24 protein-coding genes and 1 tRNA gene are annotated in these 26947 nt (G+C 62.5%); 9 read left to right on the top strand and 16 right to left on the bottom strand.

Going from position 1 to position 26947, the window contains the following annotated elements; translation table 11 throughout:
• Positions 1-84 precede the first annotated feature (84 nt).
• Both PCA31118_RS00555 and galU read left to right on the top strand, forming a co-directional pair.
• Positions 85-2946: a valine--tRNA ligase gene (locus PCA31118_RS00555; protein WP_150622041.1), complete on the top strand. Its 2862-nt coding sequence runs from the start codon at positions 85-87 to the stop codon at positions 2944-2946.
• A gap of 29 nt (positions 2947-2975) precedes the next feature.
• Positions 2976-3863 (top strand): UTP--glucose-1-phosphate uridylyltransferase GalU, encoded by an 888-nt coding sequence (galU, locus tag PCA31118_RS00550; protein ID WP_150622039.1) that lies wholly within the window; start codon positions 2976-2978, stop codon positions 3861-3863.
• Positions 3864-4009: 146 nt separating this feature from the next.
• Here galU and PCA31118_RS00545 read toward each other — a convergent pair whose 3' ends face one another.
• Positions 4010-4237 (bottom strand): sulfurtransferase TusA family protein, encoded by a 228-nt coding sequence (locus tag PCA31118_RS00545; RefSeq protein WP_044458273.1) that lies wholly within the window; start codon positions 4235-4237, stop codon positions 4010-4012.
• An 89-nt stretch (positions 4238-4326) separates the two neighbouring features.
• Positions 4327-4857: an NUDIX domain-containing protein gene (locus PCA31118_RS00540; protein WP_150622037.1), complete on the bottom strand. Its 531-nt coding sequence runs from the start codon at positions 4855-4857 to the stop codon at positions 4327-4329.
• Between the two features lie 278 nt (positions 4858-5135).
• Between PCA31118_RS00540 and PCA31118_RS00535 the strand changes: the two genes are divergently transcribed.
• Positions 5136-6416 carry a chloride channel protein gene (locus PCA31118_RS00535; RefSeq protein WP_150622035.1) on the top strand — a complete coding sequence of 427 codons (1281 nt, stop codon included), beginning with the start codon at positions 5136-5138 and terminating at the stop codon, positions 6414-6416.
• Positions 6417-6558: 142 nt separating this feature from the next.
• Here PCA31118_RS00535 and PCA31118_RS00530 read toward each other — a convergent pair whose 3' ends face one another.
• The 5 genes from PCA31118_RS00530 to alaS form a co-directional block, all read right to left on the bottom strand.
• Positions 6559-7611 carry a threonine aldolase family protein gene (locus PCA31118_RS00530; RefSeq protein ID WP_150623607.1) on the bottom strand — a complete coding sequence of 351 codons (1053 nt, stop codon included), beginning with the start codon at positions 7609-7611 and terminating at the stop codon, positions 6559-6561.
• Positions 7612-7802: 191 nt separating this feature from the next.
• Positions 7803-7991, bottom strand: a complete 189-nt coding sequence (locus PCA31118_RS00525) for a 4-oxalocrotonate tautomerase (protein ID WP_150622033.1) — start codon at positions 7989-7991, stop codon at positions 7803-7805.
• Between the two features lie 145 nt (positions 7992-8136).
• Positions 8137-8907 (bottom strand): class II aldolase/adducin family protein, encoded by a 771-nt coding sequence (locus tag PCA31118_RS00520; protein WP_150622031.1) that lies wholly within the window; start codon positions 8905-8907, stop codon positions 8137-8139.
• A gap of 91 nt (positions 8908-8998) precedes the next feature.
• Positions 8999-10234: a YbfB/YjiJ family MFS transporter gene (locus PCA31118_RS00515; protein ID WP_150622029.1), complete on the bottom strand. Its 1236-nt coding sequence runs from the start codon at positions 10232-10234 to the stop codon at positions 8999-9001.
• Between the two features lie 519 nt (positions 10235-10753).
• Positions 10754-13378 (bottom strand): alanine--tRNA ligase, encoded by a 2625-nt coding sequence (gene alaS / locus PCA31118_RS00510; RefSeq protein WP_150622028.1) that lies wholly within the window; start codon positions 13376-13378, stop codon positions 10754-10756.
• Between the two features lie 262 nt (positions 13379-13640).
• Between alaS and PCA31118_RS00505 the strand changes: the two genes are divergently transcribed.
• Both PCA31118_RS00505 and aqpZ read left to right on the top strand, forming a co-directional pair.
• The gene (locus PCA31118_RS00505) at positions 13641-14864 is read left to right on the top strand and encodes a CaiB/BaiF CoA transferase family protein (protein WP_150623605.1); all 1224 of its coding nucleotides are present in this window, start codon (positions 13641-13643) and stop codon (positions 14862-14864) included.
• A gap of 248 nt (positions 14865-15112) precedes the next feature.
• Positions 15113-15805 (top strand): aquaporin Z, encoded by a 693-nt coding sequence (gene aqpZ / locus PCA31118_RS00500; RefSeq protein ID WP_150622026.1) that lies wholly within the window; start codon positions 15113-15115, stop codon positions 15803-15805.
• 44 nt (positions 15806-15849) lie between these two features.
• On the opposite strand, the gene PCA31118_RS00495 is transcribed toward aqpZ, so the two are convergent.
• On the bottom strand, positions 15850-17157 hold the full coding sequence (locus tag PCA31118_RS00495; protein WP_150622025.1) for an Nramp family divalent metal transporter: 1308 nt from the start codon (positions 17155-17157) through the stop codon (positions 15850-15852).
• Positions 17158-17290: 133 nt separating this feature from the next.
• Here PCA31118_RS00495 and PCA31118_RS00490 point away from each other — a divergent pair, with 133 nt between their 5' ends.
• Positions 17291-17917: a hypothetical protein gene (locus tag PCA31118_RS00490; RefSeq protein ID WP_150622024.1), complete on the top strand. Its 627-nt coding sequence runs from the start codon at positions 17291-17293 to the stop codon at positions 17915-17917.
• Positions 17918-18012: 95 nt separating this feature from the next.
• Here PCA31118_RS00490 and PCA31118_RS00485 read toward each other — a convergent pair whose 3' ends face one another.
• From PCA31118_RS00485 to PCA31118_RS00470, 4 genes are all read right to left on the bottom strand, one after another.
• Positions 18013-18597, bottom strand: coding sequence for a diguanylate cyclase (locus PCA31118_RS00485; protein WP_217431217.1), 585 nt, complete (start codon positions 18595-18597; stop codon positions 18013-18015).
• A gap of 100 nt (positions 18598-18697) precedes the next feature.
• Positions 18698-19066, bottom strand: a complete 369-nt coding sequence (locus tag PCA31118_RS00480) for a BON domain-containing protein (RefSeq protein WP_150622022.1) — start codon at positions 19064-19066, stop codon at positions 18698-18700.
• A gap of 23 nt (positions 19067-19089) precedes the next feature.
• Entirely contained in the window at positions 19090-19242 is a 153-nt protein-coding gene (locus PCA31118_RS00475; protein ID WP_150622021.1) for a zinc ribbon-containing protein, read from the bottom strand.
• Positions 19243-19255: 13 nt separating this feature from the next.
• The gene (locus PCA31118_RS00470; RefSeq protein WP_150622019.1) at positions 19256-19726 is read right to left on the bottom strand and encodes a CBS domain-containing protein; all 471 of its coding nucleotides are present in this window, start codon (positions 19724-19726) and stop codon (positions 19256-19258) included.
• Between the two features lie 538 nt (positions 19727-20264).
• Here PCA31118_RS00470 and PCA31118_RS00465 point away from each other — a divergent pair.
• From PCA31118_RS00465 to PCA31118_RS00455, 3 genes are all read left to right on the top strand, one after another.
• Positions 20265-20339, top strand: a tRNA-Arg gene (locus tag PCA31118_RS00465).
• A gap of 471 nt (positions 20340-20810) precedes the next feature.
• On the top strand, positions 20811-21677 hold the full coding sequence (locus tag PCA31118_RS26915) for a CsgG/HfaB family protein (RefSeq protein ID WP_174990282.1): 867 nt from the start codon (positions 20811-20813) through the stop codon (positions 21675-21677).
• Positions 21678-22026: 349 nt separating this feature from the next.
• Positions 22027-23049 carry a hypothetical protein gene (locus PCA31118_RS00455; protein WP_150622017.1) on the top strand — a complete coding sequence of 341 codons (1023 nt, stop codon included), beginning with the start codon at positions 22027-22029 and terminating at the stop codon, positions 23047-23049.
• A 79-nt stretch (positions 23050-23128) separates the two neighbouring features.
• Here the strand turns inward: PCA31118_RS00455 and PCA31118_RS00450 are convergent, their stop codons facing one another.
• The 4 genes from PCA31118_RS00450 to PCA31118_RS00435 form a co-directional block, all read right to left on the bottom strand.
• Positions 23129-23602, bottom strand: coding sequence for a WbuC family cupin fold metalloprotein (locus PCA31118_RS00450; RefSeq protein WP_150622015.1), 474 nt, complete (start codon positions 23600-23602; stop codon positions 23129-23131).
• 159 nt (positions 23603-23761) lie between these two features.
• The gene (gene rpsU / locus PCA31118_RS00445) at positions 23762-23974 is read right to left on the bottom strand and encodes a 30S ribosomal protein S21 (RefSeq protein WP_044456352.1); all 213 of its coding nucleotides are present in this window, start codon (positions 23972-23974) and stop codon (positions 23762-23764) included.
• Positions 23975-24479: 505 nt separating this feature from the next.
• On the bottom strand, positions 24480-25664 hold the full coding sequence (locus tag PCA31118_RS00440; protein ID WP_150622013.1) for a porin: 1185 nt from the start codon (positions 25662-25664) through the stop codon (positions 24480-24482).
• Positions 25665-26208: 544 nt separating this feature from the next.
• Positions 26209-26844: a hypothetical protein gene (locus tag PCA31118_RS00435; protein ID WP_150622011.1), complete on the bottom strand. Its 636-nt coding sequence runs from the start codon at positions 26842-26844 to the stop codon at positions 26209-26211.
• Positions 26845-26947: the final 103 nt, after the last annotated feature.

Here is a 26947-nt window from a genome sequence, read left to right as displayed (position 1 = left end):
CGATTATAAATCCTGCTGCGGCGCGGAAATGGCACCGAATCTTTTATAATTCAGGGTTTCACGCATTACACGGTCCATCAATCCATGAGCGACAGCGACAATACGCTTGCCAAGAGCTTCGAGCCGCAGGACGTCGAAGCCCACTGGGGCCCCGAATGGGAGCGCCGCGGCTATGCCCGGCCGACTTTCGACGACGCCCGCGAAGATTTCAGCATCCAGTTGCCGCCGCCGAACGTTACCGGCACGCTGCACATGGGTCACGCGTTCAACCAGACGATCATGGATGGTCTGACGCGCTACCACCGCATGAAGGGCGCGAACACCCTGTGGGTGCCGGGCACCGACCATGCGGGCATCGCCACCCAGATCGTCGTCGAGCGTCAGATGGACGCCGAGAAGGTCTCGCGCCATGACCTCGGTCGCGAGAAGTTCGTCGAGCGCGTGTGGGAATGGAAGGAGCAGTCGGGCAGCACGATCACGCGCCAGATTCGCCGCCTCGGAGCTTCCATCGATTGGAGCCGCGAGTACTTCACGATGGACGAGAAGATGTCCCGTGCGGTGCGCGACGTGTTCGTCACGCTCTACGAGCAAGGCCTGATCTATCGCGGCAAGCGTCTCGTGAACTGGGAATCGGTCCTGCTCACCGCCGTGTCCGACCTGGAAGTGGTCAGCGAGGAGGAAGACGGCTCGCTGTGGCACATTCGCTATCCGCTCACCGACGGTTCGGGCACGCTCACGGTCGCCACCACGCGTCCCGAAACGATGCTCGGCGACACGGCGCTGATGGTGCATCCGGAAGACGAGCGCTACAAGCATCTGATCGGCAAGACGGCCATGCTGCCGCTGTCCGATCGTGAAATCCCGATCATTGCCGACGAATACGTCGATCGCGAGTTCGGCACCGGCGTGGTGAAGGTCACGCCCGCGCACGACTTCAACGACTACGCCGTCGGTCAGCGCCACAACCTGCCGCAGATCAACATCCTCACGCTTGACGCGAAAATCAACGAGAACGCCCCGGAAAAGTACCGTGGCCTCGATCGTTTCGACGCCCGCAAGCAGATCGTGGCCGACCTGGAAGCCCTCGGCCTGCTCGAATCGGTCAAGCCGCACAAGCTGATGGTGCCGCGCAGCGACCGTACCGGCACGGTCATCGAGCCGATGCTCACGGACCAGTGGTTCGTGGCGATGAGCAAGCCGGCGCCGGAAGGCACGTTCCATCCCGGCAAGTCGATTACCGAAACCGCACTCGACGTGGTGCGCAGCGGTGAAATCAAGTTCGTGCCGGAGAACTGGACGACGACCTACAACCAGTGGCTCGAAAACATTCAGGACTGGTGTATCTCCCGCCAGCTCTGGTGGGGCCATCAGATTCCCGCGTGGTATGACGACGCCGGCAACGTGTTCGTCGCCCGCTCGGAAGCGGAAGCCATCGAAAAGGCACGTGCTGCCGGCTCGACCGGTCCGCTCAAGCGCGACGAAGACGTGCTCGACACGTGGTTCTCGTCGGCGCTCGTGCCGTTCTCGTCGCTCGGCTGGCCGCAGGAAACGCCCGAACTGAAGCATTTCCTGCCCTCGTCGGTGCTCGTGTCGGGCTTCGACATCATCTTCTTCTGGGTGGCGCGCATGGTCATGATGACCACGCACTTCACCGGCAAGGTGCCGTTCAGAACCGTGTACATGCACGGCCTGGTGCGCGACGCCGAAGGCCAGAAGATGTCGAAGTCGAAGGGCAACACCCTCGATCCGATCGATATCGTCGACGGCGTGTCGCTCGAGGCCCTGGTCGCCAAGCGCACCACGGGGCTGATGAACCCGAAGCAAGCGGCCAGCATCGAGAAGAAGACACGCAAGGAGTTCCCGGAGGGCATTGCGCCTTTCGGCACCGACGCGCTTCGCTTCACGTTCGCCTCGATGGCCACGCTGGGTCGCAACATCAACTTCGATCTGGCGCGCTGCGAAGGCTATCGCAACTTCTGCAACAAGCTGTGGAATGCCACGCGCTTCGTGCTGATGAACTGCGAAGGCCAGGACTGCGGACTTGCACCGTGCGTGGGCGATTGCGGCCCGGACGGGCAACTCGACTTCTCGCGCGCCGACCGCTGGATCGTGTCGCTGCTCCAGCGCGTGGAAGCCGATGTCGCCAAGGGCTTCGCCGACTATCGCTTCGATAACATCGCCAGCGCCATCTACAAGTTCGTGTGGGACGAGTACTGCGACTGGTACGTCGAGCTGGCCAAGTGGCAGATTCAGAACGGCACACCGGCACAGCAGCGCGCCACGCGTCGCACGCTGCTGCGCGTGCTCGAAACGGTGCTCCGTCTGGCCCACCCGATCATCCCGTTCATTACCGAAGCCCTGTGGCAGAAAGTTGCCCCGCTGGCCGGTCGCTATCCGACGGACAAGGCGCCGGGCGAAGCCAGTATCATGGTGCAACCTTATCCGGTGGCCGATACGAGCAAGATCGACGAGGGTGACGAAGCGTGGATGCAGCAGCTCAAGGCCGCTGTGGACGCCTGCCGTAACCTGCGCGGGGAAATGAACCTGTCGCCGGCGCAGCGCGTGCCGTTGCTGGTGGCGGGCGACGTGCCGTTCCTGACGTCCATCGCACCGTATCTGCAAACGCTTGCCAAGCTCTCCGAAGTGCAGGTCCTGGCAGACGAAGCGACGCTCGACGCGCAAGCGGCGGGCGCTCCGCTCGCCGTCGTGGGGGCGAACAAGCTGGCGCTGAAGGTGGAAATCGACGTCGCCGCGGAGCGTGAGCGCCTCGGCAAGGAAGTGAAGCGTCTCGAAGGCGAGATCGCGAAATGCCATGGCAAGCTGTCCAACGAGAGCTTTGTGGCGCGCGCGCCCGCCAACGTGGTGGAACTTGAGAAGCAACGACTGGTCGACTTTGAAGCGGTTCTCGGCAAATTGCAGGCACAGCTCGCCCGCCTGCCCGGCTGAGACGCTCTATATCCATCAGGGAGAAACCAATGAAAACCGTTGTGACGAAAGCCGTGTTCCCGGTCGCGGGCCTCGGCACCCGGTTCCTGCCGGCGACCAAGGCGAGCCCGAAGGAAATGCTGCCGGTCGTGGACAAGCCACTGATTCAGTACGCGGTGGAGGAAGCGGCTGCGGCGGGCATCACGGAGATGATTTTCGTGACGGGCCGCAATAAGCGCGCCATCGAAGATCACTTCGATACGGCCTTCGAGCTCGAAGCCGAACTCGAAGCGAAAAACAAGCAGGCGCTGCTCGACGTCGTGCACTCCATCAAGCCTGCGCACATCGATTGCTTCTACGTGCGTCAGCCGAAGGCGCTGGGCTTGGGTCACGCGGTGCTGTGCGCCGAGAAACTCGTTGGCGACGAGCCGTTCGCGGTGATTCTTGCCGACGACTTGCTCGACGGTCAGCCCCCTGTGCTCAAGCAGATGGTCGACCTGTACAACCAGTATCACAACTCGATCATCGGCGTGGAAGAGATCCCCATCGAGCAAAGCCGCTCGTACGGGATCGTCAAGGGCACCGACTGGGGTGAGAAGGCCATCGTCAAGCTCACGGATATCGTGGAGAAGCCGGCGCCGGAAAATGCGCCGTCGAATCTGGGTGTCGTAGGCCGTTACGTGCTGCGTCCGCGCATTTTCGATTGCATTCGCGAGATCGACCCGGGTTCGGGCGGTGAAATTCAGCTCACCGACGCCATTCAGAAGCTCATGCAGGACGAAGTCGTGCTCGCCTATCGTTACGACGGCAAGCGCTTCGATTGCGGCAGCAAGTTGGGTTATCTGAAGGCGACGGTGGAGTTCGCGCTGCGCCACCCGGAGCTCAAGGACGCCTTCCGCCAGTATCTGCGAGACGAGGTGCACGGCGACCTGGCCTGAGCACCGGTGCGGCGTTGCGTGATCAAGTCACGCAACGCCAAATAAAAAACCGACGGCATGTCCGTCGGTTTTTTTACGCCTGCCGTCACGCGAGTCGGTGTCGGTGTCGGTCGCAAGCGGCGATGCGCAGCGATCAGGGGTTGCAATCAGCGACGGCGCATCCAGAAGTGGAACGTCTTGCCCTCTTCGCGCGTCTGGATCAGTTCGTTGCCGGTCTGCTTGGCGAAGGCGCTGAAGTCACGCCCGGAGCCGGGATCGGTAGCGATGATGTGCAACACTTCACCGCTTTGCATTTCGGCCAGCGCCTTCTTTGCGCGCAGGATCGGCAGCGGGCAATTCAGGCCGCTCGCGTCGACTTCTTTCTGGAATTCCATGCTCATGTCCCTCACTTCGGTCTCGTTCGAATCTTTGAACGGGGTGGCCCCGCAAGCTGCGATTCTACCGTAGTCGCCAGGCCACGCCGTCACCCGGCAATTGAAAGTCGCGCGGACTCGACGTATTCGACCGGCAGATTCCGCCGTCGCAGCCACTCGGCCACGGCATGCCCCGTGCCCGCGCGCCACGGCCGTACGTGATGCGGCGCCACCAGACGGAACTCGGCCAACTCCTCGGACAGACGAATATCGCCGTCGCACACCGCGTGGTAGGCGATGATCAGTTCGTTCTTGCGCATGAATTCGTACACGCCCAGCAGCGAAATCGCATCGGTCTCGAGATTCGTTTCCTCCTTGATCTCGCGCCGGATGCCGTCTTCCGGTGTCTCGTCGCGCTCGAGAAAGCCGGTGATGAGCGCAAACATGCCCTCCGTCCATGCGGCATTACGTGCCAGCAAAATCTGACCCCGATACTCCACCAGTCCGGCCACCACCGGCAGCGGATTATCCCAGTGGACGAAACCGCAGACATCGTCGGGGCACGCCCGGCGTGTTCGACCGGCAACCTCACGCGAGTCGAGGGGGGAAGCACAGCGAGGACAAAAGATTAGGTCGTTCATGATCGTTCTTCAGCGAATTCGAACATCTTAAATGAACTCGCCAGGCGCTGCATATTCGGCGAATTCCGAGACCGACTCGGACCAAGCCCACCAAGGCTCGCGCGTATAATCGACAGACGTCTTCCAAATTTCGCTCACGGCCCGTGTCTGATATTCCGCCGAACGCTGCGCAGCCCCACGACGCACCGCCTCCCGCGTCTGCGCCGCCCTCCGACGCCTCCAGGATCCCCACGCCTGCCCGGCCCGCCCGCTTCTCGACGCGACTGACGCAGCGCGGCATGCGCCGCTCCCGCCGCCTTTGGCACAACTACGGGGTATTCTGGCTCGGTGCCGTGCTCGTGGGCCTCGTCTCGGTGGCCTACGCCAAACTGGTGGATTTCGGCTTCGAGTTGTTCCAGCGCCTGTTGTCGCATGGCTTCTGGCTCCCGCTCATCGTCACACCGCTGGGCGCCGCGCTCGCGATCTGGCTGACGCAGAAATTCTTCCGTGGCGCCGAAGGCAGCGGCATTCCGCAGGTGATTGCAACGCTGCAGGACTCACGACTGTCGAAGTCGTTGCTCACGCTGCGCATCATGGTCGGCAAGATCGCGATCTCGTTTCTCGGCATTCTGTGCGGATTCACGATTGGACGCGAAGGGCCGACAGTACAGATCGGGGCGTCCCTCATGTACGCCATGCGACGCGGCTATCGGCGCAGCAGCGTGCACATCGAACGTCAACTGACGCTCGCCGGCGCCGCGGCGGGATTGGCCGCCGCATTCAACACACCGCTTGCCGGCGTCGTCTTCGCCATTGAGGAACTCAGTCGCAGTTTTGTTGCGCGCAACAGCGGCACGCTCATTACGGCGATCATTTTTTCCGGGATCGTGGCGCTCGGGTTGCAGGGCAATTACCTGTATTTCGGCCAGATCAAGGCAATCGGCGACTTTCACTGGACGCTCGTGCCCGTCGTCATCGCGGCGAGCCTGCTGACCGGGGTGGCCGGAGGCGCCTTCGGCTGGCTGATGCTCAACGTGCCGCGCTGGATGCCCGCAAGGCTCGTCGATCTGCGCCGCGCGCATCCGGTGCGCTTCGCTTTTCTGTGCGGCGTGGCCATCGCGGTGATCGGCATCGTGTCCGGCGGCACCACGTTCGGCAGCGGCTATGCGGAAGCTCGCGGGCTGCTCGAATCTCACACGGCGCTCTCGCCGTTCTACGCCGTGCTGAAATTTGCGGCGTTGAGCGTGTCGTACCTGTCGGGCATTCCCGGCGGCATCTTCGCGCCGTCGCTCGCGATCGGCGCCGGACTGGGCAACGTCATGGCCCACGTCACGTCGGTCGTGCCGCTGCCGGCGCTCGCTGCACTTTGCATGGTCGGCTATCTGGCGGCGGTGACGCAGTCGCCAATCACCTCGTTCGTGATCGTCATGGAAATGATCGACGGCCATCAGATGGTGATTCCGCTCATGGCCGTCGCCTTGCTTTCGACGCAAGTCTCACGGACCCTCGCGCCGTCGTTCTACCACACCCTGGCGCACCGCTTTTTGACGCCTACGGTCCCGGCACCGCGGCAAGGTTGATGTGACTGAGCGCGCATGGTCGCCGGAAAACTCGCGGCGCAGGCGGCACGTCGCTCAGGCGCTCAGGCGCTGGGGCGCTGGGGCGCTGGGGCGCTAAGGCGCCAACGCGTTCAAGCGTTCAGGAATTCAAGCGCTTGAGCATTCAGGCCTTCACGCTTAGCTCGCGAATGTCGGCGGCCAGACGCTCCACCGTTTCCACGCGCGTGTCCCAGGCGCACATGAAACGGCAACCGCCCGCACCGATAAACGTGTAGAAGCGCCACCCTTTTGCACGCAGCGCTTCGATCACGTAGGGCGGCAACTCGGCAAACACACCATTGGCTTGCGTCTCGAACATGACGGATACCCCTGGTACGTCACGAATGCGCTTCGCAAGCAGTTGCGCCATATCGTTCGCATGGCGCGCATGACGCAGCCACGTATCGTTCTCGAGCATGCCGAGCCAGGGTGCCGAGATAAACCGCATCTTTGACGCCAGTTGCCCTGCCTGCTTTACGCGATAAGCGAAATCTTCCGCCAGTGCACGGTTGAAGAACACCACGGCCTCGCCCACCGGCAGGCCGTTTTTCGTTCCCCCGAAGCACAGCACGTCCACGCCCGCACGCCAGGTCACGTCGCCGGGGTGGCAGCCCAGCGTTGCCACTGCGTTCGCGAATCGCGCTCCGTCCATATGCACGCGAAGATTGCGACGCTTCGCCACGGCGGAAATCGCCTTGATTTCGTCCACGGTATAGACCGTGCCGACTTCCGTCGCTTGCGTGAGCGTGACGACCTTGGGTTTCGGAAAGTGAATATCCGAACGACGGTTGATCACGGACTCCACCGCTTCGGGCGTGAGCTTGCCGTTGTTTTCCCGACCGCGCGCCGTGAGCAGCTTCGCGCCGTTGGAGAAGAATTCCGGGCCGCCGCATTCGTCCGTCTCGACGTGCGCGAGTTCGTGGCAAATGACGGAGTGATACGACTGCGACAGCGAAGCCAGCGCCAGCGAATTGGCCGCCGTGCCGTTGAAGACGAAGAAGACCTCGCAATCCGTATCGAACAACTGACGAATACCGTCGCAAACGCGCTGCGTCCACGTATCGTCGCCGTAGGAAACTTCATGGCCGCTGGCGTTCGCCTCGACGAGATAGCGCATCGCTTCGGGGCAAATACCGGCATAGTTGTCCGACGCGAAGTGTTGCGGCGTTTGCAGCATTTGCAGCGTTTGCGGCGCATCGACAGCAGCAGGCGCTGGAGATCCGGCGCTCGCGTTGGCGGGAATATTCGATACGGAGGGGACTTGCGACATGACGACCTCTTCAATACGGCGGGGCCTCGTGGAAACACCCCGCCTCAGACGCTCCGGCCACGGCCGGCCTAACTGAACGCCACTGACCGGCTACCGACTCAGCGCGAATCCGACCAGAGCGTGCCGCCCGTGGACCAGTTCTCCCGCTTCACGTCGGTGATGATGATATCGACGGATTCCGGCGTACACCCGATTGTCTCGACAGCGGCCTGCGTGACGGCTTTGACGAACGCACGCTTTTGCTCGACGGTGCGCCCCTCGAACATCTCGACATGAAATGTTGGCATTGCGATGAATCTCCAGATGTCGTTATTGGAATTGATTGGCATTGATTGGCATTGGCAACGCCGTCGCCACGCCACGCGCAAAGGCATGATCCGCTGCGCTACCGCACGCTCCGCCCGCCTGCCCGCCGGGAAGCCCACCGGGCCGTCAATCGCGAAACGAGGGATCTATTCTATCGAGTTTGCGCAACAGCGCGGGCCACTCCATCACGCCTTCTATCGCACCCCCGTCTTCCAGCTGGATCGCGGTCTTGTCCTGCACCGCCGGGCTGGGCAGCGATGGCGTCACCCCACCGGCGAGCGCCTGCAACTGGATCTCGCACGCCTTGACGAGCGTGGCCATGAGCACGAACGCTTCAGCCACCGTGCGCCCGACCGTCAACGTACCGTGATTGCGCAGCAGCATGGCCGGATGCGTGCCGAGCGATGTCACCAGCCGCTCCCCCTCCGACGGCGAGAATGCCAGCCCTTCATAGTCGTGGTAGCCGATTCGCTCATGAAAACGCAGCGCGTGTTGAGAGATCGGCAACAACCCGTGAGGCTGAATCGACACGGCGATGCCCGCCGTATTGTGCAGATGCATGACGCACACGGCATCGGACCGCGCCGCGTGCACCGCGCCATGCAGCGCAAAACCCGTGACATTGACCGGATGCTCGCTCTCGCCCACGATTTCGCCACGCATCGTGATCTTCACCAGATTCGAGGCGGTGACTTCATCGAACGACAGGCCGAACGGATTGATGAGGAAGTGCCCCGGCTCGCCCGGCACCATGGCGGAGATATGGGTATAGATGAGATCGTCCCAGCCGTTGAGCGCAACGAGACGGTAGCAAGCGGCGAGATCGGTGCGCATCCGGCGCTCCTCGTCGCTGACTGCGGTGGCGGCTTTTCTGCCCGCCTTCAGGGTAAAGGACATACGCGCTAGTCTTGGGAAAGTCCGCGAACGGAGATGTCTGGATATGGCGGAATCGTCCGGCAGGGATGCCGTGCGCCGTGAGGGCCCCGGATCAGGGCGCGCGTTCGAGTGAGCGTCGCCAATCCCACACGAAACCGATCGCGCCGAGCACGAGTACGCCGCTTGCACACAGCAAGGCCGTTGTGAAGCCGCCGGTGGCAGCCACGAGCGGCGCGGCCACCAGCGGTCCGACGATCTGCCCGATCCCGTAGGATGCCGTCACGAGACCGATCAGACCATTGGCATTGTCCCCACGCAAGCGCCTGCACTCCCGTACCGCGTACACCGTAATCGCCGTGAACGGCAATCCGACCAGCACGCTTCCAACAGCGAAACCTGCCACGTTCGGCACGACGATACCGATGCCGACACCCAGCCCCTGCATCACATAGCAAGCGGCCAGCAACAGACGGTTATCCCAGGTGATCGGCGCACGCGCGCCGACGATGGCGCCCGGAATCACCATAAGACCGAGCAACGGGAAGAAGAGATCGGGCCACGGCGAACCCGGGAGTGCCTGGCGTGCGATCACGGGCAGGAACGTCGCCGTAATGATGTAGCCGAAGCCTGCCAGGCCATAGAGAATCGTCACGGGAATCACGCTCTCGCCACTGCCATGATTGACGGCAGGCGCGGCAGCCGGTTTGGCGGCTTCACCCGACTCCCCTGCCTTCGACGGCTCGGCCGCAAACGTGCGCCAGATGACGGCAAGCAGCACGAGGGCAAGCACACCGCAAAGCAGCCAGCCGCCGCGCGCGGGCCACGCGAGCCGCTCGTTGAGGCTGGCGAGCAGCCCCGTCACGACAATGCCTGCGCCAGGCCCGGCAAACATCACGCCGCCAAGGCTCGGCATGCGCAGTTCGGCCAGCCGCCGAAAGCCCCATCCTGCCGAGAACACCATCGCCCAGGCGCTCATCACGCCAGCAAGCGTGCGCACGACCGCCCAGACGGCGAACGACTCGAACACGCCCATGGCCAGCGTCAGTACGACCGTGGCAGTGAGCGCGAACCGAATAATGAACGTCGGTGTGAGGCGCAGCCACATGCACATCAGCGCGCCGACGAAGTACCCCGCATAGTTCAGCGACGCGAGCCAGCTGCCGTGCTGAATGTCGGTGAGATGTTCGTGCAGCATGAGCGGCAACATCGGCGTGAACGCGAAGCGGCCGATGCCCATGGCGATCGACAACGCAAGCATGCACGACAACGCAATGCGCCATGCCGCGCGCTCGGGCGATGGTGAACGAGACGAAACGGTGCTGTCGGTACTGGCGACGGTGGCTGGCATGGCAATGGATGGCCCGTTGGGAGGGAGAAGCGAAGGTAATGCATCGACGTAATGCGTCGACACAACGCATCGCCGCAACGCAAGGTCTAAGGCAAGCTTGCGGCGGGATGCGCTCACGCGACGCGAATCACATGCGGAATACTTTACATGCAAACCATTGCGCACAGCGATGGTTCCCCCTGGCGACGCAGGGCAATACACCGAATCTTCGTCAGGCAACCGTCCATCAGCACCCGCGCGCGAAACAGTCCCGCCATTCGCCCCCCTATCCTTTCGGATATGGAAACCGTACCGTCTGCACGCCAGGCCAGATGAGGCACGGCGTCGATGTCTGGTGGGTACGTCGTCGGCATGGCGTTGGCGATTGGTCACCGGCAGTTGCGCGGCAGTCAATCGACGTTCTGGCGCCTGAAATGCAAAACGCGCACCGAAGTGCGCGTTTGGTCTTTCCAGCCGATCGTCCGAGGGTGGCGCAACCGCCACGCCACGCCTCATCTCATCATCTCATCCACGGAACGCTTACAGCTTGCCGGCCACCCAGCCTTGCACGCCGGCAAGCGCCTGCGGCAATTGCGACGGATCGGTACCACCGGCCTGCGCCATATCGGGACGACCGCCCCCCTTGCCACCGACCTGCTGCGCCACGAAATTGACGAGTTCGCCCGCCTTGACCTTGGCCGTCGCGTCCGCCGTCACGCCGGCAATCAGCGTGACCTTGCCACCGTCGACAGCGGCCAGCACGATAGCGGCGCTGCGCAGCTTGTCCTTGAGCTTGTCCATCGTCTCACGCAGCGTCTTCACGTCGGCGCCTTCGAGCTGCGCGGCCAGCACCTTCAGGCCGTTCACATCGACAGCCTTCTCGACGAGTTCATCGCCCTGACTCGACGCCAGCTTCGACTTGAGCGCCGCCAGTTCCTTCTCCAGCGACTTGACCTGCTCCTGCACCTGCACGATACGCGGCGTCAGTTCGGCAGGCTGCGTCTTAAGCGAGGCAGCGGCTTCGTTGATCTGATCGTCGAGTTTCTGGACGAAGCGCACCGAGTTATCGCCGGTGATTGCTTCCACGCGTCGGATACCGGCAGCAACGCCGCCTTCCATCACGATCTTGAACAGACCGATATCGCCCGTACGCGACACGTGCGTACCGCCGCACAATTCACGCGACGTGCCGATGTCGAGCACGCGCACTTCGTCGCCGTACTTCTCACCGAACAGCGCCATGGCGCCGCCCTTCACGGCGTCGTCAAACGACATCAGTGCGGCTTGCGTCGGCGCGTTGGCCAGCACTTCGGCGTTCACGATGTCTTCCACGCGACGGATTTCATCGGCCGTCATCGCGGCGTTGTGTGCGAAGTCGAAGCGGGTCTTGTCGGCGTCGACGAGCGAACCCTTTTGCTGCACGTGGCCACCGAGCACTTCGCGCAATGCCTTGTGCATCAGGTGAGTCGCCGAGTGATTGCGCACGGTGCGCGCACGACGCACGGCATCGACCTGCGCCGTCACGGTCTCGCCAACCTTGAGTTCACCCGATTCCAGCGTGCCATAGTGACCGAACACGTCGGCCTGAATCTTCTGCGTGTCCGAGACACCGAAACGAGCGCCGGCGGTGACCAGCAGCCCCTGATCGCCCACCTGACCGCCCGACTCGGCATAGAACGGCGTGGTGTCGAGCACCACGATGCCCTGCTGGCCCGCGACGAGCTTGCCCACGCTGGTGCCGTCAACGTAGAGAGCCGTCACCTTCGCGCCTTCGAGCGCGAGCTGGTCGTAGCCCTGGAAACGTGTCTTGTCACCCGTGTATTCGAGCGCCGTAGCCATCTTGAACTTGCCGGCGGCACGCGCCTGTTCGCGCTGACGCGCCATCGCAGCGTCGAAGCCGGCTTCGTCGACCGAGATGCTGCGCTCGCGGCACACGTCGGCCGTCAGATCGAGCGGGAAGCCATACGTATCGTGCAGCTTGAATGCCAGTTCGCCGTCGAGCGTGGTCACACCACGCTTGGCCAGATCGGCGAGTGCGCCTTCGAGAATCTCCATGCCGTTCTCGATGGTTTCGCCAAAGCGCTCCTCTTCCTGCTTGAGCACGTCCGTCACGCGTTGCTGCGCCTGTGGCAGTTCCGGATAAGCGACGCCCATTTCAGCGACGAGATCCGGCACGAGCTTGTAGAAGAACGGCTTCTTGCAGCCGAGCTTGTAACCGTGGCGAATGGCGCGACGGATGATACGGCGCAGCACGTAACCACGGCCTTCGTTACCCGGGATCACGCCATCGACGATCAGGAACGAGCAGGCACGGATGTGATCGGCAATCACCTTGAGCGAGTTCGCGGTGAGATCGGTCACTCCCGTCTCGCGCCCGGCGGCCTTGATCAGGTGCTGGAACAGATCGATTTCGTAATTGCTGTGCACGTGCTGCAGCACGGCCGCGATACGCTCCAGGCCCATGCCGGTATCGACGCAAGGCTTGGGCAGCGGCGTCATGTTGCCCTGCTCGTCGCGGTTGAACTGCATGAACACGAGGTTCCAGATCTCGATGTAGCGGTCCCCGTCTTCTTCCGGCGATCCCGGCGGACCGCCCCACACGTCTTCACCGTGATCGAAGAAGATCTCCGAGCACGGGCCGCACGGGCCGGTGTCGGCCATCTGCCAGAAGTTGTCCGATGCGTAGCGCGCGCCCTTGTTGTCACCGATGCGGATGATGCGCTCCGTGGGGACACCCACTTCCTTGGCCCAGATGTCGTAAGCCTCGTCGTCTTCCTGATAGACCGTGACCCAGAGCTTCTCCTTGGGCAGCTTGTAGACCGTCGTCAGCAGTTCCCACGCGTACTGAATCGCTTCGCGCTTGAAGTAGTCGCCAAACGAGAAGTTGCCGAGCATTTCGAAGAACGTGTGGTGACGGGCGGTGTAGCCCACGTTCTCCAGGTCGTTGTGCTTGCCGCCGGCGCGCACGCTGCGCTGAGCCGTGGTCGCGCGCTTGTAGGGGCGCGTTTCGAGCCCGAGGAAGACGTCCTTGAACTGCACCATGCCGGAGTTCGTGAACAGCAGCGTGGGGTCATTGGACGGCACGAGACTCGACGAGCGCACGATGGTGTGCCCCTTCGACTCGAAGAAGTTAAGGAATTTTTCCCGAATGTCTGCGACTTTCATAGCGTGCGTTGGAAGCGTGGGGACCGGGCAAGCTAAGCCTGGCGGGTATTTTGCAAACTTTTGATTATACGGGAAATCGGTCTGGCCACAGCGTCCCGGCGTCAACCGCAGTGCGAAACGACGCTGGTCAGGCGCGGATTGCCCGACGTAGACTTCCGCCCACAAGTTCCGCATTGCAAAACAATGTTTCACACATGCCATATGACTGCACATGCAGCATGACGAATTCGCAAACGACGACACCAAAGGAGAAGAGCGAACGATGGGCGCGCTAAGTCATATTCGGGTGCTGGACCTCTCGCGCGTGCTGGCGGGCCCGTGGGCCACGCAGAATCTGGCCGATCTGGGCGCTGACGTCATCAAGGTCGAGCGCCCCGGCGCTGGGGACGACACGCGCCGGTGGGGGCCGCCCTATCAACGTGACGCCGAGGGGCGCGACACGGCGGAGGCCGCCTACTACCTCGCGGCGAACCGCAACAAGCGTTCGTTGACGCTCGACATCTCCTGCGCCGAAGGTCAGGCCATCGTCAAGGCGCTCGCCGCGCAGAGCGACGTCGTCGTGGAGAACTACAAAGTCGGCCAACTGGCGAAGTACGGGCTCGATTACGCGTCGCTGCGCGAGATCAAACCGGACCTCGTTTATTGCTCGGTCACGGGCTTCGGTCAGGATGGGCCCTATGCGTCGCGCGCCGGATACGACTTCATCGTGCAGGGCATCGGCGGCTTCATGAGCGTTACCGGCGAGCGCGACGGCCTGCCCGGCGGCGGGCCGCAGAAGGCTGGCGTGGCCATTGCCGACCTGATGACCGGCATGTACGCAACCGTCGCCATCATGGCCGCGCTCACGCATCGCGACCGCACGGGCGTGGGCCAGTACATCGACATGGCGCTGCTCGACACGCAGGTGGCCATGCTCGCCAACATGAACACGAACTATCTCGCGAGCGGCGAGGCGCCGGTGCGCTGGGGCAATGCGCATCCGAACATCGTGCCCTACCAGACGTTTCAGACCGGCGACGACGGCTGGATCATCGTGGCAGTCGGCAACGACGGCCAGTTCCGCAAGTTTGTCGAAGCCGGAGGCGAACCGGCGCTGGCAGACGACGAACGCTTCGCGACCAATCCGCAACGGGTGCGCCATCGCGACGCACTGGTGCCGTTGCTCGCGCAGATGGTGCGCAAGTTCGGCAAAGATGACTGGATCGCCAGGCTCGAAGCGTCAAGCGTGCCATGCGGCCCGATCAACACCTTGCCCGAGGTATTTGCGCACCCGCAGGTGAAAGCCCGTCGCATGGAGGTCGCTTTGCCGCATGCGTCGGGTGGCATCGCGAAAGTCGTGGCCAGCCCGATGAAGATGAGCGAGACGCCACCGCTGGCGCGCACCGCGCCGCCGACGCTCGGCCAGCACAGCGACGACATTCTGCGCGAACGTCTGGGCTTCGACGACGCGAAGATTGCGCAACTGCGCGCCGACGGTGTCGTTTGAGCGCGGCGGCACCGCGGCACCGAAAATCGCATCAACCCTCTACGCAATCTGAGGACTAATCCCAAATATCGGTCCGTCGGCACGCCGCCACCTGCGTTGTGATTACCATGCACAGCGCCTTTCGCCGTGCGCTGACGCTCTGTCTGGCGCGTGATCTGCCAATGCAGTGCAGCCCTGCAGTCCATCTCTGCAGTCCATCCATTGAGTTTCGTGCGGCCGGGGCGGCACCTTATTCATTGGAGAAAATCATGTTCAGACGATTGTTGGCTGAGGGATTCGGCACGTTTTGGCTCGTCTTCGGCGGCTGCGGCAGCGCGGTTCTCGCCGCGGCGTTCCCTGCGTTGGGCATCGGTTTCGTCGGCGTAGCCCTTGCCTTTGGCCTTGCCGTGCTCACGATGGCCTATGCGGTCGGCCACATTTCCGGCGGGCATTTCAACCCGGCGGTCACCATCGGGCAATACGCGGGCGGCTTGTTCCCCGCAAAAGATGTCGCGCCCTATCTGGCGGCGCAGGTCGCAGGCGGTGTTGCGGCCGGGGCCGTGTTATACGCCGTCGCCAGCGGTGCGGCGGATTTCTCGGCAACGGCTTCGGGATTCGCGTCGAACGGATACGGAGAACACTCGCCCGGCGGATATTCGTTGCTGGCAGGTATCACGATCGAGTTCGTCCTGACGGCGATGTTTGTCGTGATCATCAATAACGTCGCGTCGCGCCCGGCGCTGAGCGGGTTTGCCCCCATCGCCATCGGACTCGCGCTCACGCTGATCCATCTCGTGTCGATTCCGGTGACGAACACCTCGGTCAATCCGGCCCGCAGCACCGGTGTCGCGCTGTTCCAGGGCGGATGGGCCATCGAACAGTTGTGGATGTTCTGGCTGGTGCCGATCGTCGGCGGTGCGGTCGGCGGCATCGTGTCTCGCGCGCTGCGCACGCCAGCCTGACGACCGCCCTCCCCCCGGCGCCATCACCATCGCCATGGACATCGTCAAACGACCATGGTGTAGACCATCACGGCCACCGAGACGGTCATCAGGGCGGTCGCAACCCATCCGCCAATCGAGACGGCACGCGAGTTGGTCATCTTGCCCACGACCGCCTCGCGCGACGACAGCAGCATGACGATCACCATGCAAGGCACGGCCACCACACCGTTGATGACCGCGCTCCAGTAGAGCGCCTTGATCGGATTGATCGGACTGAAACACACGATCGCCCCCAGCACCGTACAAAGCCCGATCACGGCGTAGAACGTGCCTGCCGTGCGTGGCGTCTTGCTCATGCCGCTGGGCAGCTTGAGCGCCCCGGTGAGCGCATACGCCGCGCTGCCCGTGAGCGAGGGAATGGCCAGCATGCCGCAGCCGATCAGCCCGAGCGAAAACAACAGCGTCGCGGCTTTCCCCGCCACGGGTGTCAGGGCGCTGGCGGCCTGACTCGTCGATTCGACATTGTGCACACCGTGTACGAAAAAGGCAGCGGCGGCCGTCATCATGATGCACAGGGCCACGACGTTGGACGTAAGCATGCCGATCCACGTGTCGGCGAGGATTCGCGTCTCCTGCGCCTTGCGCTGATTCGCGGCTTGCTTGATGGGCTGCTCGCTGTCGCGCGCCTCGATTTCTTCGACCTCCAGCGCGGACTGCCAGACGAAGAGATACGGACTGATGGTCGTGCCCAGAATCGCAACGAGCGTGGTGGCATATTCCTTCGTTGGTGTAATCGTCGGCCAGACGACCGCGTGCAGGGCCGTGGGCCAGTCGGTATGCAGCACGAAGAGGTTGGCGATGTACGCGAACAGCGCCAGTGTCAGCCATTTCAGATATCGTGCGTAAGCCTCGTATTTCAGACGTATCTGAAGCGTGAGCGTAATGGCCGCGAAGAGCACGGCGTACCAGTAGTTCGCACCGCCGAGGAGTATCGACGCCGCATCTCCCATGGCTGCCAGATCGGCTCCTACGTTGATGACGTTTGCGAGAATGATCAGTACCGCCATCGTCGTGGCGATTTTTCGCGAGTAGTGCCTTCTGACCTCGGCGAGAATGCCGCGCCCCGCCCCTCGACCGATGTGCGCCGACGCGACCTGAATGCACACCATCAATGGCACGGTCACGACGGCCGACCACAGCACGTGATAGCCGAATTGCGAACCGGCTTGCGTGTAAGTGCCGATGCCGCTCGGATCGTCGTCCGCCACGCCGGTCAGCAGACCCGGCCCAAGCCTGCGAAGCAGGGAGCGGGGACGCTCGTCGGGTTGCGTCGTCGTGGTCTCTCCAGATGCCGCCTGCGTTGTTTTCATTCGTGTTGTTTTCATTGAGCCCTCTCCCGGTTACCGGGACTTGCCAGCAAATTTCGGGCCAGCGAGGGCGGCACGGTAATTGCGTTCCTTCATGCCTGACGCAGTCCCCCGTCAACCTCCGCAGGAGAGAAATATGGCAGCCAGCAAGAAGCAACCCAACGATCACGGCCTTCAAGAGCTTTTGTTTCAGGCGTACGAGACTGAACTGGGTGGAGAAAAGGTCTACGAGGCGGCCTTGAAGTGTGTAAAAAATACAGACCTCAAGAAAGAATGGAACGAATACCTTGAACAGACGAGACATCACCAGCAGGTGTTGCTCGACGTGTTTTCGGCGTTAGGACTCGATCCCGATGCCCGCACACCGGGGCGCGAGGTCGTTGCGCACCATGGGGCGTCGCTCGTCAAGGCGATCGAATTGGCCGGCCAGGCCGGCGATCCAGCACTCGCGGAAATTGCGGCGGCCGAGTGCGTGGTGCTGGCGGAGACCAAGGACCATCAGAATTGGGAGCTGCTCGCCACCGTAGCGGAGAAGTCCACCGGTGAACTCAGCAAGGCGCTGCAAGACGCGGTGTCCGCCGTCGAGACACAGGAAGACCACCACCTCTATCACACGATGGGATGGGCCAGAGAGCTTTGGATCGATACGTTGGGGTTCCCGGCGGTGCTGCCGCCGCCGGAGGAGCGAAAGCACGTCGAATCCGCCATCGGCGCCGCCCGAGCAGAACAGGCCCGCGACAGCATGGTGCAAAAACGCCACTGAGTCACTGGTGCTGGAATGTGATGCCGGTTTGATGCCGGTTTGATGTCGATTGCCGGGGCCGTCGCGCCCCGGTCATCGATGCAGGAAGGTCGGGGTTACGGCGCGTGTGGCAGACGTTGTGCGTCGCTGCGCGCGCGTGAGTCATTTCGGTAGCGCACGCAGCGCATCAACTCTTCGGCATACGGCAACGCGGCGAACAGCACTGCAGCGACGACCACCGCCCCGATGTAGGCCAACGGGACGTGGCTGGTCGTCAGCGCGAAATGCCGCGGCCCGTGGCCGAGAATGGCGTTTCGTATCGGCTCCAGGTTCGCCCCGATGATCAGCGTTACCGCGCAAATGGGAAGCAACTCCAGAAAACTGTGGATGTGCTGCTCGACGGCGGTGATTTCGCGCCGTTGGCGCGCGTAGCTCACGTCCCACAAGGCGGTAGCCTCGTGAAGGACCAACCCGGCGACCATGATCAGAATGACGCTCAAATTGATCTCGAAGATCAGCGCGACCATCAGCGGAACGCCGACTTCCAACATCTGGGCGATGTGCATGACCGACTCTTTGGTACCCGCGTTGGCTTCGATGTGCGTGCGCCGGTGGCAGAGCCAGTCGGCGAACCCCGCCACGAGCCATACGGGAATGATCCCGTAGCGGATATACATGTCGATGAAATCGGCGACTCCCATTACGTCCTCCGCCATCTCTTGCGTCATCCGGCGGTCAATCGTCCGACGACCGCCTCTCGACCATCGATCAGTTGCCGATCAGCCATCGATCAACCGTCGATCAATCGTCGATACGCAATCGGCAAACCACGTCCGTCACGCCATGAATTGCACGCAATTTGTCGACGAGTCCGTCACGAATGTCGGGATGCATGACCCATCCGTCGAGCGTGACGATGCCGTCGTCGTCGATGGTGAATGTCACGAACGCATAACGGCCGTCCGTCGGGTCGCGCAGCGTTTCACCGACCTTGCTTTGCAGGCGTCCGGCGACGGGGCTGCCCTGCCCGCCGGGGCCAATGTCTGCGTCGCTTTCCTGCGATGACGAGTGGGGCATGGGCGTCGGCCCCTGGCTATCGGACGCTGTCGTGTTCGGCGGGTCGGCGGGTTCGTCCTGAAGGAGATAGCCCTTCTTTTTGGGGTTGGTCATGGGTGTCTGTCGTGTCGGGCCTGCTATGGCTCGTTACGCCGCGAGTCGAACTCGGCGTTACCGCAATGCGGGCATTTGGGTATGACGTGTCCTTTGGTCACATGCGTGGTGCGATGGCAACGGGCACATCGGAAATCCCCTGACTTTTCGGCGCGTTCACCGGCGGTGGCGGACATGGTTGCGCTCCGCTCATCGATTCGGTTCCGAGGGCGTGGACACCTCGCTCACCATCTTGCCGCACGTGGCGTCGTCAGCGGCCTTCGTGGCGATATCGCCCATCGAGACCATGCCGACGAGTTTCTTTTCGTCGTCGACGACAGGCAAGCGGCGAATTTGCTCGCTGCACATGGTGTCGCAGGCGTCCTCTACGGAGTCGTCTTCGCTGCACCAGTGGGCGCCTTCCGACATGGCGTCGCCGACTTTCGAGTCGGGACCCTTGCCGGCGGCAACGCAGCGTACCGAGATGTCCCGGTCGGTGATCATGCCTTCGAGATGACCGTTTTCACAGACGGGGAGCGCACCGACGTTCAGGTCCGCCATCAATTTGGCCGCGTGTTGAATCGTGTCACCGTTGCGCACGAAGGCAGGGTCGCGTGTCATGACGTCACGCAGGCGCTGATTCGATGGCGCGTGGGAATGATGCGATGCGTGTTGCTGCATGGTGGAACCTCCTAAGGATCAATGGGTGGGATGCGTGGGACGCGCTGGATTCATGCGAACCCGGTACGGACCTGCATTGGCCCGCCTCCCAATCGGAGGCATGCAGGTTGTATGCCATCGCCCGGAAGCGACTGCGCAGGCAGCGCAAGCAGCCGGGAGATGCGGAATTTGCACCGCGTTGCAGATTTTGCGTGGGATGGTGGCGGGGACGCGTTGCGAAAGGTCTTCGTCACGCATGCATGCGCAGGAATGCCGCGGAGCGAGGGCAAGCCGCCCGATTTCCTATCTGCATGCGGCACACGCGTCGTCACGGGAGCAGTTTTTGCTATACTCTTGCGCTCGCGAGCCCGGAACGACGCTTCGTGCCGGAGCGCGTCACCGTCCGGTAGATAACGGAGCAGCGGCGACGCGAAATGGCGGCTAGCGGAACGATCCGGAGTGATACGTTAGGGGTATCACAACATCCCGGAAAGCCCCGTGGAATAAGGCGATGCCCTTGATTTCAAAGGACATCGCGCTACTGGATAGAATCCAGTCTCTCCCTGTAGTTCAATGGATAGAACGAGTGCCTCCTAAGCGCTAGATACAGGTTCGATTCCTGTCGGGGGGACCAAGTCCATCGCGTCCTCAGGCGTACTCCTTGAACGCCGTCAAACATCAAAAGCCCCGTTCAGCCAACGCCGACGGGGCTTTTTGTTTTCCACCGCGCTACCGCCCATCTCCCCGCCATCAAACGATCACCGCCAGATACGCATAACGCATCGGTCTCAGCGACATGGCCAAACCGCAAGATCATGGTTTTCCCCTAGTCTTTACCTAAGACCAAACAAAGAACCCACCTAATCCGTTCGTAATCCCCACTAAATTTGATAGGGTATCCGCAATTTACGCACGTGCTAGCATGCGGCGCGGAATGTTCTTACGGAGCATTTCAGCATAGGAGTCCTATCGTAATTTGATTCTTAGTCCTGCTTTTTTGGACTCCTGGCGTTAGGCGGCGTCACCGACTCGGCTGCAACCCGCTCAGAAGCGGGCTGCGGCAGCGCCGCCAATTTCCAGAACAACATTCTAAAGAACTAGGAAAATGGCACACCATCTCGTAAAAATCTCCGGACTGCTGCTTGCAGCCGGCATCATGGCCGGTTGCTCGACCATGAATCAGGGGAGCAGCAGCGCCAAGACGGCAGCCACCGGTTCGGCCAGCGGCGCAAACTCGGAAAACGCGAATGCGTCGCTCGAAAAGTGCGACCGCCCGCTCGGTACGATCGCCGTGATCGAAGACACGACCGCCCCCTGGTACGGCGTGCTCACCGGCCAATACAAGCTCGGCTCGACCGTCCCGGTCCTCAAGCTGCTCGTTCAGCAATCCAATTGCTTCGTCGTGGTCGACCGCGGCCGCGGCATGAACACCATCATGGGCGAACGCGCCCTGCAGGAGTCCGGCGAACTGCGCGCCAAGTCGAATTTCGGCAAGGGCAAGATGGTGTCCGCCGATTACGCCATCAGCCCGTCGATCACCTTCACGAACAACAACGCAGGCGGCGCCGGCGCCAGCCTTGCCGGCCTTCTGCCCGGTGGTATCGGCACAGCCATCGGCGCACTCGCAGGCAGCATGAACTCGAAAGAGGCCAGCACCCTGCTGACGGTCATCGATAACCGCTCCAGCGTGCAGATCGCCGCCGCCGAAGGCAGTGCCACGGCAATGGACTTCGGCGCGCTCGGCCGCATCGTGGGCAGCTCGGCCGGCGGCTCGCTCGGCGGCTACTCGAATACCGCCGAAGGCAAGGTCATCGTGGCCGCGTTCACCGACTCGTATAACAACGTCGTGCGCGCCGTGAAGAACTACAAGCAGCAAACCGTTGCCGGCGGCCTCGGCACCGGTGGCCAACTCGCCGTTCAGGACGACGACGCACCGGCGCCCGCCAAAAAGACGACCCGCAAGAAGAAGTAAGTCACTATCACCGACGGTCGTTTCCGCAGCCGTTTCGGCAAACGCACCGCCCCCCCGCCTCGAATCCGGGCCCGGCCACGGTTCGAGGCGGGGAATCGAGTGGCGCCCCCTCCGGCCACCCGCCCCGTCTGCGCGCATCGCACATCGCGCGTCAAATATTTTGCCGCCGAGCAAACGAATCCGCCTCGCCGGCAAAGGCACCACCCCGTCCTCGCGTCCCGGCTCCTCTATCATCTCGACGTGCCTCCCCCCTGCACGCCTCAGGTTTTCCTAGGCCTTGATTCGCCGCGCCAGCCGTTGCGCGCCGCGATCCCACCATTGCCCATTTCTTCCCGACGCCAGGATTCGTATGACGAAGCCTTTGCAGCGCGCCGTGCCGTCTATTTCGTCTGCCCGCAGCGACGCCGTCGCAGCCAACGCCATTGCTCACGCATGGGCTCAGGTCGACGCGGCCCTCAGCCCTTACCCGGACTGCCCGCTACCTGACTGGAGCGGCGGCGGCGACACGTTTCATCAGCATCTTCTGATCCTGGGCAGCGGCGACGACAACGATCTCGTGAGCCAACTCCGTCACCTGGACACCGCGTCAGCCCGTTTCGGCAAGGTCGGCTTCGTCGGACCCGCCAGCACGCGCCGCCTGGTCGAATGGTCGATGGGGGAACGCGTGGTCGTCCTCTCGCGCATGCCGCGCGACGTGTCGGACTGGGATTTGCGATGCCCCCTCGGGTCGCTGGCGCGAGCACTGGGCCCGCAAGCCACGCATGCGCATGCCGGACGACCGTTCCTGCGCGTGAACACGGCCTCCGCCCGACATTGGCGCGATCGGCTCGCCGCCGCCGCGCAACACGGTTTTTGCGTCGGCCTGGCAGGGCTCGACATGCTCGACGACGTCGGATCGACAGCGCTGACGAGCCGTGCCACCAGCCTCGTGACGCTTGCCCCGCTGCTGCGCGTGCCCGGTGTCTCGTGGATACCGCTCGGCAAACCGGCAAGCGGACCAGACGGCGCTCAGGCCATGGCCCCGGATTCGGTTGACTGGATCGACTGGAGAACGGATTGCGACGATCTGGCCGACGAGGCGTCGCTCATCGACAATCTCGATCTGGTGATTGCGCTGGATGCCGCCCACGCGGATCTGGCGGCAGGACTCGGCGTGCCAGTGTGGCGATTGGGGGCGGCATGCCACGTCGAATCGCCTCATGGACGAGGCGATTCCCAATGGCATTCAACACCACAGGCCGAACCGGCCGAACCGATTGATTGGAATGCTTCCCGATTGCCAGCGACAGAGGAAGATTGGCCCCGCGCCGCGAATACGGCAGCTCAGGCCCTGAAGGCGATGGCAAACGAATTCCAGGGATGGACGCGCTGACGCACCACAGCCGGCTCAAACGGACGCGCGCACACGGGCTCGGCCGGGCCATCGGCCCGTGTGCAGCGCTCGCGAAGGGTCAGGCCGCCCAGCGATCGCCGACTTGCGCCGTCTTGACCCACTCCATGAACGCCGCCGCCTCAGGGGTGTCCGCCGGCGCCGACCAGCTTGCGTAGTCCGCCTCGACGAACGGACGATAAGGTCCGTGTTTCACTTCGAAAATCACGGCGCCCGGGTCCAGCGACAACACGGTATGGTGCGTGCCCAGCGGACTCTCGATGACGCTGGTGTCCTCGCCCAGCACCTTGCGATCGATGACGACACCCGCCTCATCGAAGGTGAGCACGACAAAGCGGCCGCGCAACGCGGTCAGCAATTCCCACGTATGGTGGTGCAGATGCGGACGGATATAGGTCGCCGGCTCCATCGCAATGGCCAGTCGCTGAATGGAATCGTCCAGCGATTCATGCAGATTCTGGTTCATGCGGGCGCGAGGCGATTGCGCGGCCTGCCCGGTCAGTGCGTCGAGCGCAGCAAAGGTCAACGTTTTCATGGAAATTTTGTGGGGAATAAGGAGAATGAGGCGCTTGCCGACGGCAATAGCCACGAGTTTAGCAAATCGATGCGCCAGTGCTGCCCATAAAAAAAACCCGCCGTTCGGCGGGTTTTTCGACTTCGCACTACATTGCGCACAGATGGCGCAACGGCGTGCTTAGTACATCTTCTTCTTCAGGGTCTGGCTGCGCAGACGCTTACGCAGACGGGCCACGGCAGCGGCCTTCTTGCGCTTGCGCTCAGCCGTCGGCTTTTCGTAGGCAGCGCGTGCCTTGACTTCCTTGATCAGGCCCGTGCCGTCGATGGCGCGACGGAAACGACGCAGTGCGACTTCAACGGGTTCGTTGTCTTTGATAACGATCTTGGTCATGCAATATCTCGAATAGTGATTCGGCCCCATCGGAGCCGTAAATTTGATTTACCGCGCAAAGACACCATTCCCCGCCCCGCAGGAGATCCTCCAGCCAGGCGCGACGAACGGACTTGCAACGGACTGCACTACACCACATCCGGCGGGACCGCGACTCACCTCCTCTGCGATCTCCCGATTGGCATTCGACACCCGGCTCACCCCAGGGGGAACCTCGTATCGCGCCTTCCAGACTGGCTGAACGGTTGATTTTGCGAAGCGGCAGACTCATCGTTCGTCAGTGAGTCCCGCTTCCCGCAATGCCCGAATTTTGGACAAGGTCGTGATTATACACATAAAGGGCGTCGAATGCACACGATTTGACTCCCCTCGATGTGAGACGGGCCCCGCCAATCCCTCGCGGAGCCCGTTTTTGGGGCCGGAGGCGGGCGGGCATCCATCCCCCCGCCCCGTCCCAATCTGTTCCGATTCGGACGGAATCGCCGGATTCCGCCCGAATCGCAGCTTAGAACTTGTGACGCACGCCGGCGATCACGGCGATCTGCGACTGAGCGCCGGTGCCGGTCGGGCCGCCAACGTTGTCGATGGCCGCGACCACTGCGTCACCCGTGGCGCGCTGGTACACACCGTTCAGGTACGTTTCGGTGCGCTTGCTGAACGCGTAGGTCGTACCCGCGTTGACCTGGAACCAGCGCGGCTTGGTGCCCTTGGTGATTCCCGACAATGCCGTGGCGCCGCTCACGCTTCCGTCGCTGTAGATGAACGCCAGGCCACCCAGCAGGTTCGGGGCGATCTGGTACTTGCCGTTGAGCTCGAACGTATTCACGCGGATCGACGACTGGTTGACGTAGTTGATCTTGGCATAGCTATACACAAAGCCGAGGGTAGCCGCCTGGATTTGATACGAAATGCCTGCCGCAGCGATGTCGTGCTTGTCGACGGCGCTCGTGTAGAAGATGTCGGTCGCGCTGGCGTAATCGTTCGATACTGCGCCGCTGCCGTTTGCCGTGCCGGGGCTTGCCAGATGCATGTACGCTGCGGCGGCCGTAAGCGGGCCGTTGGCGTACGATGCGCCGACGCTGAACGCATTGTTGTGCGAGAAGCCCGTGCCGTTACCGGTATTCGGTTCGTTGCTGAAACCGTACAGGGCGCCGAACGAGAAGCCACTGTAGTTCGCGCTCGTGTACTTGACCGAGTTGTTGACGCGGAACGAGTTGTACAGGTTGTCGATGTCGCCAATGTGCGCACCGTACTGCGTGGCCCATTGCTTGGCCGACGTCAGCGGGCTCACGAAGTCCACCACGGAGTCGTACTGACGACCGATGGTGACGCTACCCGCTTGGGCGCTTTGCAGCCCGACGTAGGCCTGGCGACCGAACATACGGCTGTTTTGCAGCATCGTGCCGTTCATCAGGTTGAAGCCGTTTTCCAGCACGAACACCGCCTTCAGACCGCTCCCCAGATCTTCCGAACCCTTCAGGCCCCAGCGGTTGCCCTGGCCGATACCGCTCACGGCCTGGAAGTTGTGGGCACCCTTGGCGTTCAAACCGCTGGCGACGTTGTTGACGTAGGCAACGCCCGCGTCGATCACACCGTACAGCGTGACGTTGGTCGTCGAGGTCTGGGCCATAGCGGGGGCGGCAACGGCAAAGCTGGCGGCGGCCAGCGCCGTGAGTCGGAAGCGCTTCATCTTTATCCTCTTTGTTAGTGGTCTTATATTCTTTTGACTTGCGCAGACATGTGCCCATTGGCGATGCGCAGGCCACCTCGGCCGGTCTGCAGCGGATCCCTCGTCGGTTCACAGATGATCCGCCCTGGATGCTGCAACCGCATATGCAATGGAGTACTTACCAAATGACTAGCGGTGCTTTTCTTATTCAGAAATAGCACCGCCGGTTCTCCGCAAGCGGGTGCATTCTGACACGTTAGTCACACGCGTCGCACGCGAGTGGTGCATTTGCAACACATGAAATACCGGACATATAGGCGGTATTCGCAGCACTCGCAAAGAGCGATTCGTTGAACGTAATGACGTGCATCAGCGTTCAACGATGCAATGAGAGGCAACACAATGAAAAACGGCGCTCCGTCCGCGAGACGTGCGCCGTCATGTATGCCTGCAGGTATTCCGAGTGCGCCCTGAATCGATATCGAGAGCGCCGCCGCGTGGCATGTCAGACGTCGGCCGGATGCGCTACTGCGCTCCGCCGCCTTTGCCTACTATCCACTACCCACTAAGCGGATTTCGTAACGATACGCGTGGAAGCCGTGCGAACCGGCTTGCGCCCTTCGGCGCGCAACGGTTTGGTCGCCAGCTTCGCGCGCTTGCGTGCGGCAATCGAGACACGCGACGATCCGCCCGATGCAGCGCCATTCGCCGCGCCCGCAACGGCACCGTTCAACGCTTTCGTTGATGCGGCGGTTTTGATGGCGTCAACCGATGATTTTGCTTTCTCGCCCTTGAGCGCCTTCGCGTGCTTTTCTTCGCGCCTTTCTTCGCGCTTTTGGGGGCCCTTCTCCGTGCCTTTACCTGTGCCTTTCCCGGCCTTCGCAGACTTCTCTACCTTTGCCGCCTTTCCAGCATTCGCCGATTTCGCATCGACGGCAGGCACCGAGCCCGCCTTCGCGGCCGCAGCCAGTTCGAGGTCGATGGTGTGCTTGAGGCCGGCGATCACCGGCGCCGCAAGATCGTCTGCAAAATGATCGAACCAGCGTTTCGCCTGCAAGAGCTTTTTTCCGCCGAGGCGTCGCTTGTGATCCTCGTCGCTCGCGATCACCTTGGCGGACAACCGTGCGCGGCCCTTCGAGAGACGTTCGAGAACGGTAATGATGGTGAACCCGCGATGCAACGTCTTTTGCTCTGCAGACATACTGGCCTCCTGAAGTCCCATCTCTCGACGGGTCCGGATTGGATAGAAGCCACGATCTGAATCACGTGGATGCGATCGATCCTACCACGCCGCAATGAACGTA

Source organism: Pandoraea captiosa (assembly GCF_902459775.1).
Classification (GTDB): Bacteria; Pseudomonadota; Gammaproteobacteria; order Burkholderiales; family Burkholderiaceae; genus Pandoraea; species Pandoraea captiosa.
The sequence above is the reverse complement of the archived record's forward strand: the minus strand, read 5'-3'. Positions and strand labels throughout refer to the sequence as shown.